Annotated in this window: 20 protein-coding genes and 1 tRNA gene; 11 read left to right on the top strand and 10 right to left on the bottom strand. The window is 37.1% G+C overall.

Going from position 1 to position 24,904, the window contains the following annotated elements; all coding sequences use genetic code 11:
• Window positions 1–3: 3 nt before the first annotated feature.
• The 3 genes from G529_RS15325 to G529_RS0100675 all read right to left on the bottom strand — a co-directional run bounded on the left by G529_RS15325 (window position 4) and on the right by G529_RS0100675 (window position 5,937).
• A complete protein-coding gene (locus tag G529_RS15325; RefSeq protein ID WP_051201304.1) occupies window positions 4–1,566 on the bottom strand; it encodes a glycoside hydrolase family 32 protein in 1,563 nt (520 codons plus the stop codon).
• Window positions 1,563–2,918: a sugar porter family MFS transporter gene (locus tag G529_RS15320; protein WP_035695363.1), complete on the bottom strand. Its 1,356-nt coding sequence runs from the start codon at window positions 2,916–2,918 to the stop codon at window positions 1,563–1,565. The genes G529_RS15325 and G529_RS15320 overlap by 4 nt, the downstream gene beginning before the upstream one ends.
• A 268-nt stretch (window positions 2,919–3,186) precedes the next feature.
• The gene (locus G529_RS0100675; RefSeq protein ID WP_262489251.1) at window positions 3,187–5,937 is read right to left on the bottom strand and encodes a substrate-binding domain-containing protein; all 2,751 of its coding nucleotides are present in this window, start codon (window positions 5,935–5,937) and stop codon (window positions 3,187–3,189) included.
• A 1,342-nt stretch (window positions 5,938–7,279) separates the two neighbouring features.
• Between G529_RS0100675 and G529_RS0100665 the strand changes: the two genes are divergently transcribed.
• From G529_RS0100665 to G529_RS0100610, 11 genes are all read left to right on the top strand, one after another.
• A complete protein-coding gene (locus G529_RS0100665) occupies window positions 7,280–8,497 on the top strand; it encodes a site-specific integrase (protein ID WP_026913694.1) in 1,218 nt (405 codons plus the stop codon).
• A 296-nt stretch (window positions 8,498–8,793) separates the two neighbouring features.
• Entirely contained in the window at window positions 8,794–9,471 is a 678-nt protein-coding gene (locus G529_RS0100660) for a DUF5694 domain-containing protein (protein WP_026913693.1), read from the top strand.
• A gap of 101 nt (window positions 9,472–9,572) precedes the next feature.
• Entirely contained in the window at window positions 9,573–10,223 is a 651-nt protein-coding gene (locus G529_RS0100655) for a hypothetical protein (protein ID WP_026913692.1), read from the top strand.
• A 226-nt stretch (window positions 10,224–10,449) separates the two neighbouring features.
• Complete coding sequence (locus G529_RS0100645; protein WP_026913691.1) at window positions 10,450–13,965, top strand: PAS domain-containing hybrid sensor histidine kinase/response regulator; 3,516 nt, start codon at window positions 10,450–10,452, stop codon at window positions 13,963–13,965.
• 246 nt (window positions 13,966–14,211) lie between these two features.
• Window positions 14,212–14,820, top strand: coding sequence for a hypothetical protein (locus G529_RS0100640; protein WP_157514511.1), 609 nt, complete (start codon window positions 14,212–14,214; stop codon window positions 14,818–14,820).
• 6 nt (window positions 14,821–14,826) lie between these two features.
• On the top strand, window positions 14,827–15,192 hold the full coding sequence (locus G529_RS0100635; protein WP_026913689.1) for a response regulator transcription factor: 366 nt from the start codon (window positions 14,827–14,829) through the stop codon (window positions 15,190–15,192).
• Window positions 15,193–15,222: 30 nt separating this feature from the next.
• Complete coding sequence (locus G529_RS0100630; RefSeq protein ID WP_026913688.1) at window positions 15,223–16,236, top strand: HEAT repeat domain-containing protein; 1,014 nt, start codon at window positions 15,223–15,225, stop codon at window positions 16,234–16,236.
• A 34-nt stretch (window positions 16,237–16,270) separates the two neighbouring features.
• Window positions 16,271–17,695 carry a glycosyltransferase family 2 protein gene (locus G529_RS0100625; RefSeq protein ID WP_026913687.1) on the top strand — a complete coding sequence of 475 codons (1,425 nt, stop codon included), beginning with the start codon at window positions 16,271–16,273 and terminating at the stop codon, window positions 17,693–17,695.
• 156 nt (window positions 17,696–17,851) lie between these two features.
• Window positions 17,852–18,574, top strand: coding sequence for a LytR/AlgR family response regulator transcription factor (locus G529_RS0100620; RefSeq protein WP_026913686.1), 723 nt, complete (start codon window positions 17,852–17,854; stop codon window positions 18,572–18,574).
• 180 nt (window positions 18,575–18,754) lie between these two features.
• Window positions 18,755–19,042: an STAS domain-containing protein gene (locus tag G529_RS0100615; RefSeq protein ID WP_026913685.1), complete on the top strand. Its 288-nt coding sequence runs from the start codon at window positions 18,755–18,757 to the stop codon at window positions 19,040–19,042.
• 144 nt (window positions 19,043–19,186) lie between these two features.
• Window positions 19,187–19,513 carry a YegP family protein gene (locus tag G529_RS0100610; RefSeq protein ID WP_026913684.1) on the top strand — a complete coding sequence of 109 codons (327 nt, stop codon included), beginning with the start codon at window positions 19,187–19,189 and terminating at the stop codon, window positions 19,511–19,513.
• Between the two features lie 68 nt (window positions 19,514–19,581).
• Here the strand turns inward: G529_RS0100610 and G529_RS0100605 are convergent, their stop codons facing one another.
• The 7 genes from G529_RS0100605 to mce form a co-directional block, all read right to left on the bottom strand.
• On the bottom strand, window positions 19,582–20,031 hold the full coding sequence (locus G529_RS0100605; protein WP_026913683.1) for a DUF6730 family protein: 450 nt from the start codon (window positions 20,029–20,031) through the stop codon (window positions 19,582–19,584).
• 12 nt (window positions 20,032–20,043) lie between these two features.
• Window positions 20,044–20,916 (bottom strand): relaxase/mobilization nuclease domain-containing protein, encoded by an 873-nt coding sequence (locus G529_RS0100600; RefSeq protein ID WP_026913682.1) that lies wholly within the window; start codon window positions 20,914–20,916, stop codon window positions 20,044–20,046.
• A complete protein-coding gene (gene mbpA / locus G529_RS0100595; protein ID WP_026913681.1) occupies window positions 20,913–21,209 on the bottom strand; it encodes a mobilization protein MbpA in 297 nt (98 codons plus the stop codon). Before mbpA ends, G529_RS0100600 begins: the two co-directional genes overlap by 4 nt.
• A 91-nt stretch (window positions 21,210–21,300) precedes the next feature.
• The gene (locus G529_RS15315) at window positions 21,301–22,170 is read right to left on the bottom strand and encodes a toprim domain-containing protein (protein WP_051201303.1); all 870 of its coding nucleotides are present in this window, start codon (window positions 22,168–22,170) and stop codon (window positions 21,301–21,303) included.
• Window positions 22,171–22,790: 620 nt separating this feature from the next.
• The gene (locus G529_RS0100585; protein ID WP_026913680.1) at window positions 22,791–23,996 is read right to left on the bottom strand and encodes a primase-helicase family protein; all 1,206 of its coding nucleotides are present in this window, start codon (window positions 23,994–23,996) and stop codon (window positions 22,791–22,793) included.
• Between the two features lie 280 nt (window positions 23,997–24,276).
• Window positions 24,277–24,350 (bottom strand) — tRNA-Ile (locus G529_RS0100580).
• A gap of 66 nt (window positions 24,351–24,416) precedes the next feature.
• Complete coding sequence (mce, locus tag G529_RS0100575; RefSeq protein WP_026913679.1) at window positions 24,417–24,815, bottom strand: methylmalonyl-CoA epimerase; 399 nt, start codon at window positions 24,813–24,815, stop codon at window positions 24,417–24,419.
• Between the last annotated feature and the right edge of the window lie 89 nt (window positions 24,816–24,904).

Genomic DNA, 24,904 nt, shown 5'->3' with positions numbered 1-24,904 from the left:
TTCCTATTTATCCATAAGGATTAGGTTAACCTTTTTTGTCTGTATATCTTTTATTTCGGTTACCTTTTCGGTATCGATATTTAAAGTATTCCATGGTGATTCAGGATAGACAAGATTTGTCATCGCATAATTTCCCTCGTTGAGAAAAATTTCAATAGAAGACTTATCTATGTATAGCTTAACCTTGAGGGTTTCAACCTTGCCTATCTCAACTTCCTGAGGTTCTGTATTTGTAAACTTCTCATTAAAATCAACTAATCCAGATCCCTTTCTATTGGTATAAAAGGTTCCATCCTCATAACTCATTATGAATTCATTTCCGGAATTATTACTAAGAGTTACCTGCAATCCTTCAGGATTTTCTGCATTAAAACTTATAATGCTATTCGAAAGTTCCCTGGAATTTATAGTGATACCGTCTTCTGATTTGCTCTGTTCCATTTCCAGCTCTTCAGAAACTGTACTTATTTCCTCAATTACCTTAGTCTTTAGGTGGTAACCATTCTGATCCTTAACTAAGCTTAATTCTCTTGGTAAAGTCATTGCACTACGCCATCCTTCAGTTGGAGTTGTTGTAGCATAATTCCAATTACTCATCCAACCTATCACTACTCTTCGATCATCAGGCATATTATTATAGGAAACACCGGCATAATTATCTGTTCCATAATCAATCCATTTGCTTTGTACCTGTTCAGTTGTGAATTTTTCACCATCATAATCGCCAATAAAATAGCGTGTTCCAGAACCACCATTTGGAGAACTTTCTCCTCCATGGCTTATTATAAGAACCCATTTTTTCTCATCTGTCCCTGCGATTTCAAGTTCAAAAAGATCTGGACATTCCCATACTCCCAATTCCTGATTATCCTGAAATTTGAAATCGCTTAGTTTCTCCCATTTTTTTAAATTATCTGATTCATAGAACTGGATATGATCTTTTGCTGCAAGTAACATTTGCCAGTTTTCTTTTTCTTCATTCCAGAAAACTTTCGGGTCTCTAAAATCTCTTATTCCAGGATTTTCAATAACCGGGTTTCCCTGGTACTTGGTCCAGGTCTTTCCTTCATCTAAACTATAGGCTATACCCTGCGTCTGAAATTTGTCACTTCCCTGCTTTTCGCCCTTTGGGTCATGATAGGTAAACATGGCTATCATTGCATCTTTACCAAAACCGGCAGTATTATTTTTATCCACTACAGCGCTACCCGAGAAAATATACCCAAGATTATCAGGGTATAAGGCAATAGGTTTTTCTTCCCAGGAAAGAAGGTCTTTACTCACCGCATGTCCCCAGTGCATTGGCCCCCAAACGGTACTGTCTGGGTAATGCTGGAAAAACAAGTGATACTTTCCATTTTGATAAACCAACCCATTTGGATCATTCATCCATTTCTCTCTAGGGGTAAAATGATAATTTGGCCGATAGGTGTCATTGGCTATTGAATCATTTTCCTTTTTGGAAGCCATATCCTTATTAGCTTCCTGGGAGTTTTTATTGCCACAGGATATTATACAGGAAAATAGAATCAGGCCGAAGGCCAGTTTTAAGGAGGTTTTGATCATTTTGTAGTGATTTCTAAAGTTCTTGATTCGTTCGAGTTATCTGGTAAATGAAGACCTATATCTTCTAAAGATTTCCCTTTGGTTTCTGGCATCATGAAAATGACAAACAACAATTGAAGGACCATCATGAATGCAAAAAAGGCGAATACATATCCGGGGCCAATTGTCGTAAATAAAAGCGGAACCAAAGAAGGAATTATAGCCGCTAATACCCAGTGGGTAGAACTTCCAAATGCCTGACCTGAGGCTCTTAATTTATTAGGGAAGATTTCTGAGATGAACACCCATATTACGGCACCCTGACCAATTGCATGTGATGCAATAAAAATGAAAAGAAAAATAGGTACCCACATGCCTCCCCAATGAAGGAAAAAGGCCGTCGCAACCAGGCTTAGAGATATTATGTAGCCAATGGAACCAATAAGCATTAATTTTTTTCGTCCCATTCTATCAATAAGAAAAACACCAAATAATGTAAATATTAGATTGATGGCTCCCACCCCAATACTACTTAATAAGGCGGTGCTTTCTCCAAGGCCGGCAGATTCAAAAATCCTGGGTGCATAATATAGAAATGCGTTTATACCTGATAACTGATTAAAAAAGGCGATTAAAAAGGCCAACATAAGAGGAAATCGATATTTCTTCATGAAAATATTTTCATTGACTTCCTCAACTTCTGCCTGAGTCCGTAATTCTCTTAGGGTCTTATCAAGGTCTGATGAATTTGGCTGAATAATTTGTAAAACCTTCTTTGCCTTTGCTACCTTACCTTTTGAAAACAACCATCTAGGACTCTTTGGAATAAAGAATACTAATATTAGATATAAAACCGCAGGTACTGCTTCAGCTCCTATCATCCATCTCCATGGCTGATTGCCAAAATCTCTTAAAAGATAATTTGACAGAAAAGCAATTAGTATCCCGAATACAATATTGAACTGATAAAGCGAAACTAGCTTACCTCGGCTTTTTGAAGGAGCAATCTCTGAAACGTATGCTGGGGCTGCAATGGTAGATGCTCCTACTCCCAGCCCTCCTAAGAACCTGAATATCGCAAACGTTATAGGATCTGTAGCTAATGAAGAACCTAAGGCAGATACTAAATATAGAGCACCAATACCTATTAGGGTATTACGCCTTCCATATAAATTGGCAGGTATACCCCCCAAAATAGCACCAACTACTGTCCCCCATAATGCCATCGCCATGACAATCGAACCATGAAATGCATCTGAAGTATTCCATAATTCTTGTAATTGTTTATCCGCTCCAGATATAACCACTGTATCAAATCCGAATAAAAAACCGGCTAGTGCAGCTACTAAAGACCAGACCCAAATATTTCTCATTATCACAATTTTTAATGGACTTGTCTAAACTATTCTAAATTTTAGAGGTTCATTTTTGATAATGTTGCAATAGGGTTCAGAATCGTTATAAAATTGTAAAAATTATCGTAAAACCAACATTAACAGTTGGTTACAAGAAAAGATAAAATCACACTAAAACGTTATAGTTACAAAATTGTAACAAGCGATTCTAATTTTGTAACGGAAACGAAGGACTTCAACGCCATTGCTGCATAAATAGTTAAACGAATATTAAGCCTCTGTTAAATTAGTTTGAGTTATTATAGCTTTTTCGATAAGAAGCCGGACTAGCACCATATTTATTTTTGAAGCTGGTAGAAAAGTAATTAGGAGTAGAAAAACCACATTTATATGCTATTTCACTAACAGAAAGATCAGTGTCTTCTAAGTACATTTTAGCATTCTCCAATTTGTAGTTATTGATATAATCGCTGATATTCATTCCTAACAGTGCTTTGACTTTTCTATATAGCTGTACCCTGGAAACATTAAGTTCCTCTGCTAATCTTTCCACAGTGAAATCTGAATGATCCAGGTTATCCTTGATCAGGGTATTTAAGCGTGAAATGAATTCCTGTTCACTGTTACTGAACTTATTCTCTTTCTCTAATTTAAACAGGTTATTGGTATAGTAATACCGAAGCTTTTCTCTATTGTAAAGTAGAGATTTTAGGGATTGTAATAATATCGTAAAACTGAATGGTTTAGTTAGATAGAGGTCTGCACCACTTTCCAGACCTTTTAAATAGGATTCTCTATCTCCCAGGGCTGTTAATATTATGGTTGGAATATGGGAAGTTCTTAGATCATTTTTCAATGTTTCACAAATTTCAAACCCATCTTTGTCTGGTAAGTTAATATCGCATATTATGATATCAGGAATATGTTCAAAGGCCTTTTCAAGAGCATCGGACCCATCTGACAAATGGGTCCTGTATTTTTTCCCAAGCTTATTATTCAAAAAACGAGAGAGATCATAATTATCCTCGATTATTAATATTGAATACTGGTCCTGATCTTCATCTTCTGATGCTGGAATTAAATCGTTATTTTCTTCTAACTCAATATCATCCTCAAAATAAATAGGTTGCTCATTATCTACAGTGGATATTATTTGATCCGAAGAAAACTGATTCTTAGTGGTAGGAAGGCTGATAACAAATTCGGTTCCCTGATGTGAATGAACTTCGATAGATGCGTTATGGAGTTCAATAAATTGCTTAGTGATATTAAGACCGATTCCAGAGCTTTTCTTATTGTTATTTGCTGCTTTAAAGAAAGGCTTGAAAAGTTGTCCTTTTTCTTCTTCAGGTATACCAATCCCCGAATCTTTAAAATGGATATTTACTATATTTTTATTTTGTTGATGATCTAAATGAATCTTTATAGAACCATTATCAGGAGTAAACTTAAACGCATTAGATAATAAATTGAAATAAACCTTATCCATTAAGTTTCGGTCAATATAAACATTTAGATCCTTATCATTAGAGCTAATCTCGAAGCTGATACTTCGCTTCTTAGCTTCTTTTTTAAAATCCATTGAAACCTTTTCTGAAAACTCAAAAAGGTTTGTTTTGCTTACTTTCAAGTTGAACTTTTCATCCTCAATTCTCCTGAAATCAAGAAGGTTGTTTATTAGCCTTAACAATCGCTTGGAATTCCTGGAAATTACATCCAAATCAGACTGATGTCTGGATTTCTGTCCTTTTAAATCCATATAAATAGATTCAAGAGAACTCATTATTAAAGTTAATGGTGTTTTAAACTCGTGGGATACTCCTGTGAAGAAATTGATTTTAGCTTTATTAACTCGTTTTATCTCTTCTGCAATAGATTTGATCTTATTTCGCTGATTAACTACCTTTTCATTGGTCAGTTGTAATTCCTTGTTTTTCCTTCTAATTATTCGAATAGAATAAATTGAATAGATGGCCAAACTAAGAATCACTGCTAAAAGAGCCATGGCTATTTTCAGTAGATTATTTTGGACATAATACTTCTCTTCCTGTTGCTCAATAGCCTGTAATTGTTTCTCAAGTTCCAGTTGTTGTTCATTGATTTTCTCATACTGATTCTTCATTATATCAGCATTCAACTTATCAATCAGTGTAATATTTAAAGAATTATTTTTTGGAACCTGTTCTCCGGCATAAACTCGTCTCGCTAACTTTATTGCTTCGGTTCCACCGGTGGGATAAAGCACGGTAGCCTGTAATCTACCATCCAAAACCATATTTATCCCTCCGTCAGGCCCCACAAGTCCATCGACCCCTACAAATTTGAGATCATCCGCTAAACCTTTATTCTCAGCCACCTGCCAGGCAGATCGAGCTAGAATATCATTAAAGGAGAAAACATAACCGGTTTTAGATGTATCTAATGTATCCAGTATTCGCGAGAATTGATCATCAGTATAATTCTCAATTGTGAATACACTATCAATACTATCTACCTCATCGGCAATTTGATTGAAGCCAAAACTTCTTTCAATAGTAGGGGAGGAATTATCTGTTCCCTTAATTTCCAGTACACTGATATTGTCTGCAGTAGAAGATGCTATGTAACTAGCTGCCATTCTTCCTACCGCTATATTATCTGCTCCCACAAATGCAGTGTATTTATCTGAATCAATTTTGCGGTCTATAAGAATTACAGGTATTCCCTTTTCATATGCTCTTTCAATAACCGGAACTATTTTTTTAGTCTCCAATGGAGAGACCAATAGCACATCAACATCCTCTTCAATAAAATATTCGATCTGAGAAATCTGCTTCTCGATGCTCCTATTTGCTTCGCTAATTTGTAAATTGATATTTGGATATAATGAGGTTTGAACCATCATAGAATGGTTCATATCCTTTCTCCACTGATCAGAACTTATACACTGTGAGAAGCCAATGTAGATTTCTTCTTCATTCCTGTTCGAAGTACAAGAACTTTGAAAAGCTAAAAGGATGAATAAGAATAAAATTAAACTGAAACTCTGAATTTTCAAACCTATCTGTCTTTACTACAATAGTATAAAAAAGATTTCTTTCTTAACATTAATCTACCATGTGTGAATAGACTAAAATCTAAAAATGGTCCAATAAATTTCAACTTGGTTTTAGTTTTAAACCGGCTAAGCTTTTATTCATTTTATACATTCCTAGAATGGCTAAATTATGTATTCAATGATCACTATTTAACCACTCATAACATATAATCCTATCCTCTTCATTTTCTATGAGATGCCTATTAACATGATTAAACACTATATCTTGTCCTCTATCAAATACTTCTTCTTCGATTCTATCTAGGGACAATTTTATAAAAAGTGCAAAACACAAAAAACATTGATAGAAATAAGAGTGCTAATTTAAAAATGATCAACCAGCGAGCCTGTTTTGAGACTCAACTGTATTAGTTACCAAAAAATATAGAACTCATAAAGATCTATCCTGTATAAATTAGATCTTTAAAATTTAGGACTAATAAGCTTGACCTGTAAAGGGTTTGGTATAGAATAAACCGTAAGAGGATTAATCTTCTTTGTTCTTTAAAACGCTTCTCATCCCCTTCCAAATCTTCTTCAGATGAGTGCATTTAACCCAAAAACCATTTATCTATTTCGAATTAAACAATAAAAATGGCAGAATGGCATCCTGTAACTCGCCTTTTTATTCCTATCAGCTTTCATTTTAAAGTCAATTTTTTAAAAAACTTTATATCCTGAAATCAATAAATTGAAATCCTCTATTTCTTCCTGATCTATTTTAAGCTCCTCACAATTGATTTTTATATAATCTATGTTACTGAACTGGAACTCGTATTGGCGTGACTTAATTTTTACTTTAATCAGCTTATACGCACTTACCAAGAATGAAAAAATAAATAAAAAGCAATCCTATGCTTCAGTAATTACTATTTCAGAGCCGTTGTAAATTGCTCGTTTTAATAATACTTAATCTAGTAAACCCATCAATGGTAATAGCCAGTAATTTCTTGGTATTAAAATTTTAGGGCTACTAAATATAATTAAATGAAAATAGGGATGTTGTACCTATGTTGTAACCAGCATAAAATAAAAAAGCCTTCCAGTTTTCTGAAAGGCTTTTTATTAATATCGTGGTCCCACTTGGGCTCGAACCAAGGACCACCTGATTATGAGAATTCGATTTTAACATTTTTTCTCAATAAAAAATCACTTAATTTAATGATTTACAAGTGTTTACATTTTATTTGTGTTCAAATGATTTCATTTAAAATCAAACAAATAAGTGTGAATTACGTGTGATTTTTATTCAAATATTTATTCAATTTGCTTAAATTATTAATTCAATTTCCAAAGTTTCAGGATGCAGACCAGTGCCAATTTAACAATCGATAAAAGACGCATTAAAAAGGATCAAACCTTTACAATAATTATCAGGCTCTGCCATTTTCAAAAAACGACTTCAATCTCCACCGGAAAATCTATTCCACTACACTTCTGGGATGATAAAAATAAGAAAGTCAGGGCAAATTATGGCCGAAAATCTGAGGTAAACCTACTGAATCAATTTCTTTATGAACAAGTAGGAAAGGCAAGAAATATTATTAATATTCTAGAATTAAAAAATGAATTAAGATTTCTTTCAATTAATCAGGTCAAAGATAGAATTAGCAACAGGAGAAAATTTGATTCCTTTTTAGAATATGGTGACAAATTAGTTGAGGATTTAATCAAGGCAAATCGGCTAGGAAGCGCAAAATCATACAGAGGATTATTAACCAGATTAAGGTCGTACACCAAGAAAAAGGATCTAAAATTCAATGATATCAATTATGAATTTCTCGTAAATTTTGAAACATTTCATTTATCCAACAACAACTCTTTAAATGGACTTGCTTCGTATTTAAGAACGCTTAGGTCTATCTATAATAAAGCTATTAAAGATAGATTAATAGAGAAAGAAGCATATCCATTTCAAAATTATCAAATTAAAACAACCCCCACTTCTAAACGAGCAATTCAATATGAAAGTGTATTAAAATTATTACACTACAAAACTGATAAAGGTTCATGGCCTTTTCATTACAAAAATTATTTCCTTATATCCTATTTACTTTTTGGAATGTCCTTCATAGATATGGCTTTTTTAAAGAAGAAAAATATTGTTGGTGATAGAATTAAATTTCAAAGAAAGAAGACATCCAAAAATTATAATATTCTTATTACTGATCAATTAAAGGAAATTCTAGATTTTTATATAGTAGATAAGGATTATGACGATTTTATACTGCCTATTCTCAATACAGAAATATTAATTAAACAATATAAACAGGTTCAAGAAGCAAGAAATCGATATAATAAAGGATTAAGACGTATTGCTAAACAGTGCGGAATAAAGGAATATCTTACTTCTTATGTTTCTAGACATAGCTTTGCTACTCATGCAATGTTAAAAGATATTCCATTACATGTTATTTCTTCAATGTTGGGACATTCTAAATTAAATACTACCCAGATTTATTTGGATTCATTGCCTACCAATATTCTGGATAAATATCATAAACAACTGGCTTTGGTATAGATTAATTTCTAGTGAATTAAATATCTAGCTGGTGGTCTCACTTATTTTTACGATAAATAGATTATTATATTGAGTTTTTCAATAGCGCCAGAAACGCATGTTATTTTGACTTGCTAAAATCTAATTTAATTATTTATAATATGAAGACGTGGGTTATGAAAATACCATTTATTCCTGCAGCTTTCAAAAGGAAATATCGCTACACGGCCAGGCAATTAGAAACTGAATATAGGCTAACGCGAATTTCAAAGAAATAGGTTAACTTCAGGCGGAAACCACTTTCCTATTCCTTTACAATGAAATCTTTCCTTTCTAAACTTCCTATTTTCCTGTTGTTTTTGCTGCTGAACATGGGCTGTCACCGGCCTGTTGAAAGAACCACTAAAAATTCGGAAAAAGCGGAAAAAACCACTACTAAAGCATCTGTTGCCATCCTAGGAATGCTGCATTTCGTTTCCAAAAACAACACCGTTAGCCAGGAAGAAACCGATCAGCTGGCGTTTCGGCTGGCGAAAGATCTGGGCCATGAAAAGCTTTATCTGGCTTATGCCCCCGTGAATTTTGACTTTGAGTCGGCTATGGAATTTGCCATTCAAAATGACCAGCAGCAGCTCGTGGATTCCATAATAAGGAACGCCAGGGAACTAGCTCAAAATTATGACCGTATCCTCGCAGAAAAATCGCTGACGGCAGCGCTCCAGTATTTAAATACAGAAGAAGCGATCGCTAAAAATCATTTTGGCTATTTGCTCGCCACCCAGATTGGGAATGAAGAAAATAGCATTGGGACTGAAATTGTGGGAGAATGGTATAAAGCAAATCTCAAGATCTACCTGAAAATTCAAAAATTGGCTATTTCCGAAGACGATCGCATAATGGTGATCTACGGGCAGGGACACCTGAGAATACTCGGGCAATTGATCGAAGATTCACGCGATATGGAATTGATCCCTATCGAGCAGTTTCTAGAATGAATAGAAAAACTCATGACCGGCCAAGAAAAGGTTAAACAGGTAAAAATCATACCTCTGCCGAGTATTTAATATGTACTTTCAAAGCTCTCAAACTCTTTAAAATGCGTATTGAAAAAATCATTTTTTTGTTGCTGAACCTGCTTTTGCTGTTCTCCTGCAAGCAACAAACCGAGAAAACTCATGAAATAGACCTAAATTCTAAAAAAGTGACCAAAGAAATTTCTGTTAGTGCCACCACGCCCCCAAAAGATCTGGCGAGCATCAAATCACGTTATTCAGAAATTGAAACCGCGCGGAAAATTGGCGAACTCGATACCATTTCTTTTAATTACAATTGCTTTAATGAACGTTCTGGAAAAGTTACTTTTTACTCGAAAAATGAGAAGCCTGTGCTCATTGAGCATCGATACAATGAATATTCTCACCATGAAGCGACCGACTGGTTTTACTTATATAATAAGGAACCATTTTTTGTGTTTTTGGATCGGCTCGACTGGACTTTCGATGGACAATCCGGCGGTAAACCTCGAATTAAAGACAAGATTACTCAATCGCGCCTGTATTTTCTGAATGGCAAGACGATACAATGCCTTGAAAAAGATTTTGAGAGTGTTTCAGATGCTCCAGCTTTGGCAGATGATATACCTAATAGCGAAACAGACTGCTCTAAAGCATCGGAGGTGCATTCAGATTTTAAAAAATTATGGTATGTACAGACTGTTAATTCCTCCGAAACCCTTTGTAAAAATTAATAGGTTTAAAAGCTAGTTCGATAAATTGTGTAAGAGCGGAACATTTTTAAGTAAGCAAATTCTTAATTCTTACTATTAATAGAAGTGTCCTTGCAGAATAATTAAAGCCTACCATATTATTCAAAATTTTCCTGTGGTAATTCTGAATAAACCATATTTTTCCCAGATATTATATTTTTTTTGTTTTTTTATATAAATCTGGCCTTTCATTAATTGCTTCCAAATCATGCCTAAAATAGAATTATTATCAGATGCTCATTTTCATCAAATTATTTCGGAAAATTCTGAGCTTTTAAAAGAAATTACTTCCCTGCCTATTTGTGGGATCTGGATTCAACCTTCGGTAAATGACTCAAAACTTTGGTTAAGTAATTCTTTCTGGAACTTTATGGGTTATACAAATAAGGATAATTCGGAAAGCTGGGCTAATCTGCAAGATACCATTCATTCCATAATTGAAGAGGTAATTTCCGAAACCGAAAAAAGTGATTTAGAACTTAAACGACGTTTTGTAAAGGAAGACGGAGAGGGACTTCTTTTGAAAATTTTAGTAAAAAAAATATTGCTAAATAACGAACCTGGTATTTTATACCGTTTTCAACGATACGAAGCAAAACTGAATCCGGGCGATAAAAAAGGATCATTTCAAAACCTGATCAAGATTTTCAATGAAACCAATGAGCTGGCCCGAGTGGGGGGCTGGGAACTGGACCTGGTGAACGCGAAGCTATCCTGGACCCGGATGACCAAGGAGATCCACGAGGTTCCGGCCGATTTTGTGCCCGATCTGGAAAAGGGGATCTATTTCTACAAAGAAGGCTGGAGCCGGGACAAGATTTCTGGGCTGGTACAGGAAGCTATTGAAAACGGGAAATCCTGGGATGCTGAATTACTTCTGGTAACGGCTAAAGGTAGGGAGATCTGGGTCCGTGCCATGGGAAAGCCCGAATTTCAGGAAGGAAAATGCGTGCGTTTGTATGGTGCGTTTCAGGATATCAATCGCCAGAAAATAGCTGAACTTCAGTATAAGACAACCCGGGAACGGTTTGAAAAGATCTTTCAGAATTCATCACTGGGAATTATCCTGGTGCATATAGAAGGTCATTTGATCCTGGCAAATCCGGCGAGTTTGAAAATATTCGGTTTCAAAGAAGCAGAGCTGAATGATGCTTTGAACCTCACCTTTAAAGACCTGATCCATCCTAATTACCTCAAGGAAGCGGTGAGATATCGCCAAAAACTGGTGAATGGGGAGATCGAAAATTACCAGATGGAAGCCAGATTCTTCAAAATTACCGGTGAGGAGATCTGGTGCAGGCTAACGACTTCCATCGTGAAAGGGGAAGCTGGGATGGAAGACCTGATCATTAGCCAGGTAGAAGATATTACCGAGCGCATGCAGTTGCAGATGAAGGCCAATGAAAATTCCAAACGCTTCATGAGCGCTTTTGAATACTCGCCAAACGGGATGGGCGTAGTAAGCATGGAGGGCGAATGGCTGATGGTGAACCAGAACCTGGCCAACATGTTTGGCTACACGAAGGAAGAGTTCGTGAATAGACGTTCCAGTGAACTAACGCATCCTAAAGACCTGAAAAAAGATTCAGAGCATTTGCAGGCATTGATCAATCTCGAGATTGAGACATATAGTGTAGAAAAGCGTTTTATTCATCAGTCGGGTAGGATCATCTATGGTATGCTGTATGTTTCGGTAATCGTAGATGACGAGGGCAAACCTTTGTATCTTATAAGGCAAATCGCTGATCTTACCAAAAGAATACTTTCGGAAAGGGCGCTTCAGAAGAGTTTGGATGAATTTCAGGGGTTGATGGACGCCACGACCAAAGTGTCGATCATGGAAACCGATCTGGACGGCGTGATACAAAAGTTCAACAAAGGAGCAGAAAATCTTTTAGGTTATGCTGCGGAAGAGGTTATAGGAAAAATGAACGTTCTCACCATTCATACCGAAGAAGAGATCAAAGAACGCGATGACCAACGAGAACGGTTTTATGATGCAGAGTGGACATATAAAAGGAAAGATGGTTCAACATTTCCGGTAAAACTGGCCATTACGCCCATCAAAAATCATAAAGATATCATCACCGGATTTTTAGGAGTGGCCATTGATATTACCGATTTAAAGAAAATGGAATATTCTCTACGGGAAGCGCGAAAGAAAGCGGAAGCTGCAAATAAGGCAAAATCTGAATTCCTGGCAAATATGAGCCATGAAATTCGAACACCATTAAATGGAATTGTTGGCTTCACTGATTTACTAATGCAAAGTAATCTTAATTCTTCTCAAGAAAAATATATGCAGACCGTTTATAATTCCGCAAATACTTTGATGGACTTGATCAATGATGTCCTGGATTTCTCAAAGATCGAAGCCGGAAAACTTGAGCTGAGCGAGGAACGAACCGATCTGATCCAGCTTTGCGGGCAAACCGTAGATATGATCAAGCACCAGGCGCACCAGAAAGGCCTGGAGGTGTTGTTGCAGATTTCGCCAAACATCAGGCGATACGTGTATGTAGATGCCGTTCGCTTGCGGCAGATCCTGATCAATTTGCTCGGAAATGCGGTGAAATTCACCCACGAGGGAGAGGTTTCGCTAAGTGTACTGTCTACCAATCTCGATTATGATGAGGATGAAGTGGTCTTTAAATTTGAAATTCGGGACACTGGAATTGGAATCGCCCGGAAAAACCTGGACAAGATCTTCAATGCCTTTGACCAGGAAGATGCTTCAACAACCCGAAAATATGGTGGAAGTGGCCTTGGCCTGACCATAAGTAACCGACTCCTGAATTTGATGGATAGCAAACTGAATGTTTCCAGTGTCCTAGGCCAGGGCAGTACATTTTATTTCCATGTGAAACTCAGGACCGAACAGGAAATCAATTTTGAGACACGACCTATTAAAGATATTCGCAAAGTGCTGATTGTGGATGACAATGATAATTATAGGGAAATTCTGAAGCAAATGCTCGCAGTGAATAAAATTGAGACCGTTTTGAGCCCAAATGGAATTGATGCGCTGAACAAACTGAAGGAAAACGAGGATTTTGATCTGGCCATCGTCGATTTCAATATGCCGTATCTCACCGGAATTGGCCTGATTGAACAAATCAGGAACAAACATCAGCTGGATGCCGATAAGCTTCCCGTGATCCTCTTGCATAGTTCTACGGAAGATGAGATGATCCAGAAATCCTGCAAGGAGCTGGATGTGACTTTTAATGTGACCAAACCTATCCAGATCGCGCAGTTATATGAACTGATCGAAAATATTGAAGAGCCTCTAAATGTCAAAGCGGTGATTCCGGAAGAGACATTTAAGAATACCACCGAAGAATTCAGGATCATGATCGTGGAAGATAACCCGGTAAACCGTTTCCTGGCCAATACTATCATTCAAAAAGTAGTGCCGAACGCGGTGATAATTTCTGCGGAAGACGGGGAGGAAGCCATCGAGAAATTTCGGGAAAATAAACTGGACCTGATCTTTATGGATATACAGATGCCCGTTCTGAGCGGACTGGAGGCTACGGAAGAAATCCGTAATATTGAGAAAGAAAATTCTCACACTCCGATCATTGCGCTTACCGCACGCGCCCTGAAGAATGAGCGCGAGAAATATCTAGCCCACGGGATGGACGATTACCTTACAAAGCCCGTCGTTCTTGAGGATGTCAAAGAAGTAATATTTAAATTTTTAATTAAGGAAAGGCCGTAAGAAGCAATAATCCACCTTGAAAATCAGTGTTTTTCAGCTGATTTCTATTTGGAATTTATTTATTTGCAGCTGATTTTCACACGGAAAAACCTGGAAGAATTTCCGGTTCGGTGAGGAAATTGCTTATTTTTATGGTTCATACTGTTTGTTTGATGATCTATGAATAACGAATTACCAGTTTCATTGCTATATATAAGTTCGGCTGACGAGAACAATGAATTAGTCGATAAACTGCAAAAAAATAACGTGCAGTATTTACAGCTTTCCAATAGTGTAGAAGCAATCCAGTTCCTGCAAATGAACGAGGTTTCAGCTATTCTTATCGAACATCCGGTGGCACCTGTAAGTACAGAGGATACCGTTTCTTTTATCCATCAGGAACTAAGCCTTGGTGTGCCTTTGTATCTGTATCGGTTTACGGGGGACGAAGATCGATTGCCCGAGCAACAGGGAAGTTTTACCCTGCTCGACGATGATCTTCAAAATACCGATTTTCAGGAGCTGCTCAAACAATTACAGCAAACCAGCCAACCAAAAGATTATTCTTTAAATTATCTTAAAAAGGTTTCAGATAATAACCAGGAGTTTATATTGCAGTCTTTACAGATCTTTATAGACTCAGTGAAAAAGAACCTCGACGAGGCAGAAAAGGCGTTTGAAAGTGGAGATTTTGAAAAAGTAGGTGGAATCGCGCATGCGATAAAACCTTCCTACGAAATGCTGGAAAATCAGGAAGCTCCGGCGATCTGTGATGCGTTGACTTACCATCGGCAGCAGGAAAATATTCCTTTTCAACTTTCAGAACTCAGGAGGATCTATGAAACCATCACCTCCCAATTAGGGAGTCATTTATGAAAAACTATGAAAAGAATATTGGTGGTAGAAGACAACCCGATGATCGTGAAATCTCTTGAATTCAAGCTTCGGCAGGAAGGCTATGAAGTGCTGGTAGCACAGGATGGCCGTCAGGGAGTGGAATTGATGGAGAATAACGAGATAGATTTGTTGCTTACAGATTTGATGTTGCCGTTCGTAAATGGCATACAGCTGATCGAACAGGCAAAGCAAAAAGACCCCGACCTTCCCATTATTGTGCTATCCACTTCGAAACAGGAGAATATTATCATGGATGCCTTTAATCTGGGAGTGGAAGATTTTATAACGAAACCCTTTAACCCAAATGAACTTTCTTTGAGAGTAAAAAGATCTTTAAGAAACGCAGATTAAGGATAGCCCCAAACTAAAAATAACCTGCTTTTGAATGACTATATTAAAACCGTTTCCAACGGCGAACTGATCCTGCACGTGAATTTATTTTTCTCAGTGTTCTTTTCCCTGGTGTCATTACTGCTGGTGGGAACGATCCTTTATATGCGATATCGGAAGCTGAGAGAAAACCGTAAAATTCAGAAGCGGCGGGAGATCCTGTCAGATTTTATGATGCGGTATCTTTTTGAAAACCCCAATGATGAACAAGCAATAGAAGCTCACCAGCCACAGAACAATCTGCAGCTGCGAACTGCCGTGCAGGTGATCATGGAGTTCGTGGATAATTTCAAGGGGGAAAGCCTGGAATTACTGAGAAAACTCTTTTACGCCTGGCGACTTCAGAAATACGTTCAGCATAAATTGCAAAGTAAATTGTGGTACGATGTGGCACAATCGATCTACATTTCTTCCGAATTGAAACTGGAGGAAATGCGTGAGCACGTAGTGAAACACACCAATTCAACCAGGAAAGAGATCAGGCAGCAGGCTATCTTTTACCTCATTAATATGGCGCAGGAAAACCCAATATCCTTTCTTCATCAGGTAGACAAGCCATTGAGCGTATTTGAACAGATCTATATCAAAGACTGTATGGATACTCAGTATACGGGCGTTATTCCGGAATTTGGGGAATACCTCGAGCATCCACTGGAAAGTGTACAAATTTTTGCCTTAAAAATGATTGCGGAATATAACCAGTTCGAAAGCATTGGGGAAATTCTTCCGTTTTTGGAGAGCGAGCGTGAAGAACTGCGCATTGCTGCTATTGAAAGCCTTTCAAAACTGGAATATCCGGAACTGAGTGAACGTATTGAACAAAAACTGCCTTCGGAAAAAGCCTCGGTTCGAAGCCATATTCTCAGAAACCTGAAGAGAAAGTACAGTTTAGGAGATTTTCAGAATCTGGTGGGGTTAATTCCGGAAACCGACTATAAAAACCGGGTTTTACACTTCAATTTGGCCAATAGCCTGCGGAAAGAATCTAAAAAATTATATATTTAGTTTTTGAACGAACGGGGGCACAAACATTGCTGAATTGGAATTATATCAAATAGTAGAAATAGCCAACTGGCTATTTTTAATTTTTGGAATCGTCATTTGTCTGGGGTATACACTTGCGGCCATTTTCTCCTTCCTGGAAATTCGCGATTATAAAAGAAGAATTCGTTTCCAAACGGAAACCCCGTTGTTGCAAAGTTCAGACCTGCCTTCAGTTTCCATTTTAGCACCCGCCTTTAACGAAGAAACGAACGTGACCGAAAATGTGCGTTCGCTGCTCAATTTGAATTATCCTAATTTTGAGATTGTCATCATCAATGATGGAAGTAAGGACCGCACCCTCGAAAAACTGATCAAGAAATACGATCTGGAACCCGATAAATTTTATTACCACCAGTTCGTTTCTACTAAAGAGGTGAGAGGCGTATATCGCTCAAAAAACAAATCTTTTAAGAATCTTAAGGTTATTGATAAGAAAAACGGCGGAAAGGCAGACTCCCTGAACGCCGGGATCAATTGTGCTGACCATGAGATCATTTGCTGTATAGATGTAGATTGCGTGTTACAGCAGGATGCTTTGCTGAAGCTGATCAAACCTTTCCTGGATAGTGAAGAAAAAGTGATCGCTTCGGGTGGGATAATTCGTGTGGCGAATAATTGCATTATTGAGGATGGCCGGCTGGTAGATATTAAACTTCCGGACACCTTCCTGGCCAGGGCGCAGATAATTGAATATTTCCGTGCTTTCCTGATGGGTAGAATGGCATGGTCCCATTTAGACGGATTATTACTCATTTCCGGCGCCTTCGGGATGTTTGACAAGGAAACGGTGATCGAAGCAGGTGGTTATGATGCCAGTACGGTAGGCGAGGATATGGAATTGCTGGTTCGCATGCGACGGATGATGCGTGAACAAAAGCAGAAATATCGCGTTGGTTTTGTGCCAGATCCTTTATGCTGGACAGAAGTGCCGCAAAGCTGGAAGATCCTGCACCGGCAGCGTAACCGATGGACCCGTGGTACTGCGGAAACCCTTTACATTCATCGCAGGATGCTTTTTAATCCGAAATACAAGGTGCTAGGAATGCTAAGTGTGCCTTACTGGTTATTTTTTGAATGGATGGCACCAATCATTGAATTCCTCGGGATTTTTTACGTGTTGTTTCTTTTGCTTTTCAGTGGGATCGATCCGGTAGTGTACCTCATATTTTTCATAACGGTCTATTCATTTGCCGTCTTATTTTCCATTACAGCCTTATTCTTTGAGGAATACTCCTTTCAGCAGTACAAAAAACCGAAATACATTCTCAAGCTGCTAGCGACGATTATTGTTGAACCACTTTTTTTCCATCCCTTTGTGATGTTTGCAGCCGTAAAAGGAAATATTGACCTTCTCCGTGGTAAAAAGAAGTGGGGAACCATGCAACGAACCGGTCTCACCCGGCAGGAACAATCCTCCTAAAATTATCAGGTTTAAGCGTCAATTTTTAAAGATATCCTACATTTTTTTATAATTTAGAATAAAATGTTGTAAGAATATTACTCCATATAATGGGAGTAGGGCATCATTGGGATTAATCTGCCTATCTTTCAGATATGTAAACAACAGTTGCATATAATGAAATGTATCGTGATAGATGACGAGGAACTGCCACGCGTAATGCTGCGTCAGCTTATAGAGAACATACCAGATCTTCAGTTAGAAGGGACTTTTAATAATCCGCTTCAGGCTATTCGTTTTCTGAATCAAAATGAGGATGTTCAGCTTATTTTTCTGGATGTGAATATGCCGGGATTTAGTGGCTTTGATTTTATTCAGACTCTGAGAACCCTGCCCGCGGTCATTCTGGTAACTGCAGATAAAGAACATGCTATTACGGCTTTTGAATATGAAAACGTGGTGGACTATTTGCTGAAACCAGTCCAGAAAGAACGATTTCAAATTGCTGTTCAAAAGGCTTTAAAGTTAGCACTTAAGGAAAAAAAACTCAGGGAAGTCTACAAGAAAGAAAGCGCTGAAAATACTGAAAATGAGCAGCTTTACATTCAGAGTAAGAAAAGACTCATTAAAATTCACATTGACGATATTAAAATCATTGAAGCCAAGGGCAACTTCATTTTGATTAAAACAACTAGTGGTAATCATATCACGTATTCCAGTCTAAAAAAGATTTCTAATAAACTCCCTTCTGAAAATTTTGTAAGGGTTCATCGTTCCTATCTTATCAACTATAAAAAAATCATTGATATTGAGGACAATAGCTTACTAATAGATAAGGAGGTGGTGCCTATTAGTCGGCGGTATAAACCGCTGTTGATAGAACGCCTCAACAAGTTATAACCTTTTATCTTACAAGTTGAACCGCTTATCATAGAATTCATTCCACTAAAATAAATTTAAAAATTTATTTCCTTACCATTTCTAAGTTTGTTCAATGTACGACAAGCAGAATTATTTTCTAATTTCTGTACCCCTACTGCAGAAATTGTCGTACTCCTTTTTGATTAAATGAATTAGGATATGGTAGAATATTTTGAAAAGGAAAAACTTGTTAGGCTTTTTGGAGATTTAAGTTCTGAGAATGTTTCTGAAATAGAACAGTTTTTAATTGATAAATTAAGCACGACCGATTATTTATTAATTGATGTTGAAGACCTTAAAAGGATTGACCCGGCTTGTATATTTATGTTATATATAGTGAAGGTAAAAGCAATAAAGAGGGGAAAAGAAGTAAGTATACGTGGTTCGGAGAACTCATTATATAAAGAAATTATTCGAGCAAATGCTCTCCATTTATTAAATAGTTAAGGTTTGAAATTGATAAAAATTACATATAAAGATAATTTGGCGAGAAAGGATATAAAATTAATCTTCTTATTAATTATTATTTTTATTTGTTTTTATACTGTATTCAATCTATTTATATATTAAAATTCTTCTTAAAAATTAATTATGGCAAAATTTGAAATCAAAAGAGATAAAGCTGGAGAATACCGCTTTAACTTAAAAGCTAGGAACGGTCAAGTCATTTTGAGCAGTGAAGGGTATAAAGCCAAAGCTTCCTGTTTAAATGGTATTGAATCCGTACGAACTAATTCGCAATTAGATAAGCGATTCGAAAAGAAACAAACCTCTACAGGATATAAATTCAATTTGGAATCAGGTAATGGACAAATTATTGGAACTAGTGAAATTTATACAACTTTAGGAGCTATGGAAAAAGGCATATCTTCAGTCAAGAAAAATGCGCCTGCAGCTTCCGTAGATGATGTGAGTTAAATATAGCAGTTTTACTAATTAAAAATTTTTTAGATAATTTCTCAGTCAATAGTTACAAATAATCAGACTTAATGGGAATCTTGTAGCCAACTGCAGTAATCTTCTTTTATCTCCAGGTTTTCAGAGAAAAAGATTTGATAGGATTCAAGTTCTGATTCAGATATAGTTCGATAGATCTGGAACTTCTCTTCTTCGGTTATTTTAGAAGAGTAAATAAAATATCCAAGACCGGATAATAGCATGATCAGAATACCTCCAAATAACACAAGTACATAATTAGGTATAAGACTGGCTCTTTCCAACTGGATAATGATATCTCTGAGTAATTCATTTTTTAGCTCGTTGGCCTCTTCCTGTTTTTGAAGAAAGCTTTTTAAATTCTCGTCAAATGTAGATGTACTGATAGGTACGCTCATTTTATTGAGCTCTTTTGATAGAGCGTCTAGCCTTGCAAGGGACTTTTTAAAATCGGCCATTTCATCGGCCATCAGTTCCATAATCTCATCTAGTTTTTTCATAATAATTATTTTTTAGTAGCCCATTCCAATGCCTTTGTCAATTGCTCGTTTAATCACTTGTTTTGCCTGGTCTCTAGCGATCTTAGTAAGTATATTCGTGCTCAGTTGTACAGTGTTATTTACCAGTTTTAAAGTTTTCGGTACTTCTTTGAGTTTGCTGAAATTATTATTCTGAGAAATTTCGGCGATCAGGTTACTGCCGCTCATAGACCGGTGAACATCACTTCCTTTTAAATTGATGCCCTGGTATTCAAACCGGAAGCCCTGCAGCTGATTGGATTTATTGATACTTGGAGTGACAATTACATTCCGCACATTCATTTTTTGGATATAATCATCCAGGGATTTTGGCCTGGCCTCCAACACTTTGTTGTGGATATGCTTAATGGCCAATCGCTGCCATTTTAATTCCTGAAGCTTTTCCTGCTGGACTTCTCTCACGCGAGTAAGTCCTAATTGTTTGGCTACATTATCAGCTGCGATTTGGCCACGCTTGCCTATAAAGCTGTCTTTATAGACTTCACCTTTTAAGCTTATACGATTCGCATAGATATGAATATGGGTATGTTGCTTATCCTTATGAACAAAACCAATAGCCTGGTGATTCTGGAGGTTCATCTCTTTAATAAATTGCTGGGCGATTCTTTCCAGATCTTGATAGTTTAAATTCTTACCATCTTTTACGGTTGGACTCACTACAAAGCTCATGGTGTTTTTAATGCATCGATCATTTTGCGATTGGATAATCTTGAATTCATCGGTGATCTGCTCGGGCGTATCACCCGCCAGATATTGTTTGAGAACCACTTCGGCATCTTTTTCCTGGTTCCAGCCATATGCGATGGAAGCCTGGGTTCGTGATATGGATTGTCCCTTTCCAATCATTTTTTAAAATTTTGAAGATGTGTTCTAATTTTTTCGGCCAGATCTTCAACTTCTTTAGCCAGCCTGGTATCCCGATGTTTGAACATATTACTGATCCGCATAAAGTTGTTTTTATACTGGACAAGCATCTGATAAGATTCCAATTGTTCCGGGGTGAGTCTTTCCACAATATTGATTTGAAATGCGGTTAACCGCAAGTATTCCGAAAGGGAAATTCCAGCCCTGGCCGCTCTTTTTTTGAGTAGCTTTTTCTCGTAGATCGAACATCGAATCTGGATGACTTCACGTTTCATAATTTTGTCTTTTTAATCTTTGCAACCTCCGGGCGCAAAGCAAGATTGTCATGACAATGACACATCTTGCTTTGCTTCTCGAAAACGATTTTTAGCTCGTGAAAATGCTGTGTCCACAAGCTAGTTTTTCATTGAGGTCTTTATAGTTTTTATAGCGGTGACTCTTGTCATTTATATTCGGATAATACTTTAATAATTCGATGGTGTTTTTCTTTCCGGGAGGATCATTATCCAGGTAGAGATCAACAGTTCTATAATTCTGGAAGTAAGGGGTGATCTTCTGTAAAAAAGAAATGGAGTTTAAACAAATCGCATCTGAATCCTTAAGGTCTTCGGGATATAATTCAGCGATAGATAGCAGGTCAAACATACCTTCACATATTATCAGAATTTCTTTATTATTCTGGAGGTAGGTGTAGCTTTTTGGAGAAGTTGAAGTTTTAAAATAGAGATTGCGAAGTTCCCAGCCACCTTCGTTATTTTGAAGTCCAATAGCATAGTAAATGGAACCTTGAGATTCATACCAAACTTCTTTGCAATAGTTTAGAGCAACTTGTATAGAAATACCTCGAGTTCTCAGGTACTTCTTTAAATGACTTTTGATGATCGGTCTTACTGCTGTAACCCTGTTGCAACTACCTTTTTCACGAATATCCGTTTCAGGAGTTTGAACTTTAAATACCGGCAGATCATCGGATAAGAATTGCAGGGCTTCGGCAACACTAGAGTTCGAAATCTTGCATACCAAGTCGATTACATTTCCTCCTTCGCCTATTCCAAAGTCATACCAGCGGTTCAGTTTTAAAGACACCTTGAAAGAGGCCTGGGTTTCTGACCGAAGGGGACTCAGAAACCAGGCTTCTTTCTCCGTTGTCCTACTGGGAAAGTGCCCCAGTTTTGCGAGTGTTTGCAGGATGCAAATATTGCGGGCTCTTTCACAGGTTAATTTGTTGTAACTCATTTCTTTAAATTTTGATTACCTACTTACCTTTTTCAGCCATATCAAGGCTTTTCAAATAAAAATGTCAGTTACCTTTTGTTACCTGACTTACCCGAGCCCTTCTTTAGGTAGCTTAGGTAAGATGAATCTAATTTTACTTACCTGGCTGAAAGTCCCGCTCTCATTCGGATTGAGAGACTTTAGGTAAGTAGGTAGGTGACCTTTATATTTTTTAAATTATTTCTTTCCTGTTTTACCTAAACAAAGCCCTCACCCATGGACGGGGTTTTGTTTAGGTAAACTGAGGAAAAACATTTCTACTTTTTATTTCAATAGCATTTGCATTGATGGTATTTAGTTATATTTAGTGTCACGTCCCTATTTTCTTAATTTTTGTCATCATTTTCATTTTGATGACAATTTGATGACATTTTGATGACAGCCTAAACCCTTACGATTACTGGTCTTATCTTATTCTGTCATCAATTCATCAAAAAAAAGAGAGAATTAGAAGTTTTTCCCTGAAAAGTCCGTTTCAAAATGATGAAATGATGACAGCACATGGGAGCTCCCGTGAACACTGGTGGTTCCCTGCCATCATTTTTTCATCAATTCATCATTTTTGTTTGCGTAGGCAAATTCTATTCGATCTTCTCTTCTTCAAACTGCTGCTGTAAGAACATTTTAGTTATGGTGAAATAGCGCCCTTTAGCTTCCTTCCAGTTAATATCTCCATCAGCGTAGGTGACAAAGCGCAGGTAGCTATTGGAGTTCGATTGACTGGTAAGTTTCCAGTCTCTTTTAAAGATCTTCCGGATCTGGGTCAGGTCGGTTCGTATCCGGGATTTACCCAGGGCATTTAATACATCCACCGGACATACTTTGATCTCTTCTGAATTATCAGTTTCCATGATGCCAATAAGTAAGCTGGCTATCTCCTTCTCTACCCGGTTCCTATTATTATGAACTAACCTTTTTAAGGCTGTTGTTTCTAATTGTTCAGGAGTAAACCACATCCGGGTTTTCTTCTGGGAAAGCAGAGGCCGGTTCGAAAGAAAGTATAGAAATGCTGGAATCTCATGTTGTAATTTTTCAAGTAATTCTGTTTCTTCCTTTTCGGCTCTGAGAACTTTCAGGACCCAGAACCGGGTCTCATGCTGATCGATCTTAATAAAGCTTTCCTCATTGTTACTGCAAAGAATGAATTTGCCAAAAAATTCTACTTCCCGCTTGTCCTTTCCTTTTGCCTCAAGCTTGTTAAAATTGGTGGTACTGAGGTACTTGATTCTTTCGGTGAGTTCTTCCTTATTAAAAAGAACTTCATCGACACAGATCAGCAACTTATTGGTCCAGTCTGAATTAAACTGGCTACTGAAATCATCATTAAGTAAATATGTGAGATTTCCCTGGAAAATATTCTTAAGCCATTTTAAAAAAGTGCTTTTTCCTGTAGAGCGTTCCTGGGAGACCAGGCAAAGAATGGGAAGAATCTGAATGGGTTTGGTATAAAGCAGCTGCAGGTAATCCAGCCCTAGTTCAAAATGAGAACCGAAAATATGTTTAACAAATGCTATAGATCGTTTAATACTTCCTTTTTCGGGTATATAGCTTAAAGGAGCATACGTATTATAAAAGTTATGGAAGGTCGATTGAAAGTTAAGATGGTCCGGAATACAGGTGAAGCCATCAAATTTGGGGATCTGGGCTAGAAAGGTCTTACCATGATCCTGGCGGATGGTTTCGATATTCCAGGGAATCAAATTTTGATTCGTATGCCCTGAAATAGTAGGAATTTTCACCAGTTTAAAATACTGGGTGCCAACTCTAATATATTTGCTTTCCTTCACCAAAATAGACCTGTAAGTACATGACCTATTAAAAATAAGAAATAATAAATTAATTAGAAAATATTCATGTTTTTTACTTTTTCATTAAATATATCTCATTATATGTAAATATTTAGTAAATTAAATGAATATATCATAAATAAAAATAAGTTAGATAGAAATGAGTCGAATTGATTTCAAAAAAAATTTTTGAGGAAATTTTCACTAATTCTACGTGTGAAATACGTGTAAAAAAAGAAGGCTCCGCAAAACTAAATTTGCGAAGCCTTGATTTTACTAGTGGTCCCACTTGGGCTCGAACCAAGGACCACCTGATTATGAGTCAGGTGCTCTAACCAACTGAGCTATGGGACCTGATACGTATTCGTATCGCGAGCGCAAATTTAGATAATTGCCCCTTACGCACCAAACAAATTAATTCTATTTTTCCTGGCAAAGCTCAACAAGGACTCCGTTACCATCTTTAGGATGCATAAATGCTACAATCTTATTATCGGCACCCTGCTTCGGAGTTTCATTTAGTAACCTGAAACCTTCATCTTTCAGGCGCTCAATCTCCGCATTAATATCATCTACCAGAAACGCCACATGATGTATGCCCTCTCCCCTCTTCTCCAGAAATTTTGCAATTGGGCTATCATTCCTGGTAGCAGCAAGTAATTCGATCTTGCTCTCTCCTATCCTGAAAAAAGAAGTATTTACTCCTTCTCCCTCAACTTTTTCGGTCTTGTAATGCTCTGCACCTAAGATCGCTTTGTAGGTTCTATTAGCAGCTTCCAGATCTTTAACCGCAATACCTATATGCTCTATCTTTTTCATGAATTCATATTTTGTGTTACAAATATCTATATTTCAGCTTAGACTATTCAAATTCATACGAATGAAGAAGAATCACAGTTAAAAATTTT

The sequence above is a fragment of the Christiangramia portivictoriae DSM 23547 genome, from assembly GCF_000423045.1.
In the GTDB taxonomy this organism is placed as follows: domain Bacteria; phylum Bacteroidota; class Bacteroidia; order Flavobacteriales; family Flavobacteriaceae; genus Christiangramia; species Christiangramia portivictoriae.
The sequence above is the reverse complement of the archived record's forward strand: the minus strand, read 5'-3'. Positions and strand labels throughout refer to the sequence as shown.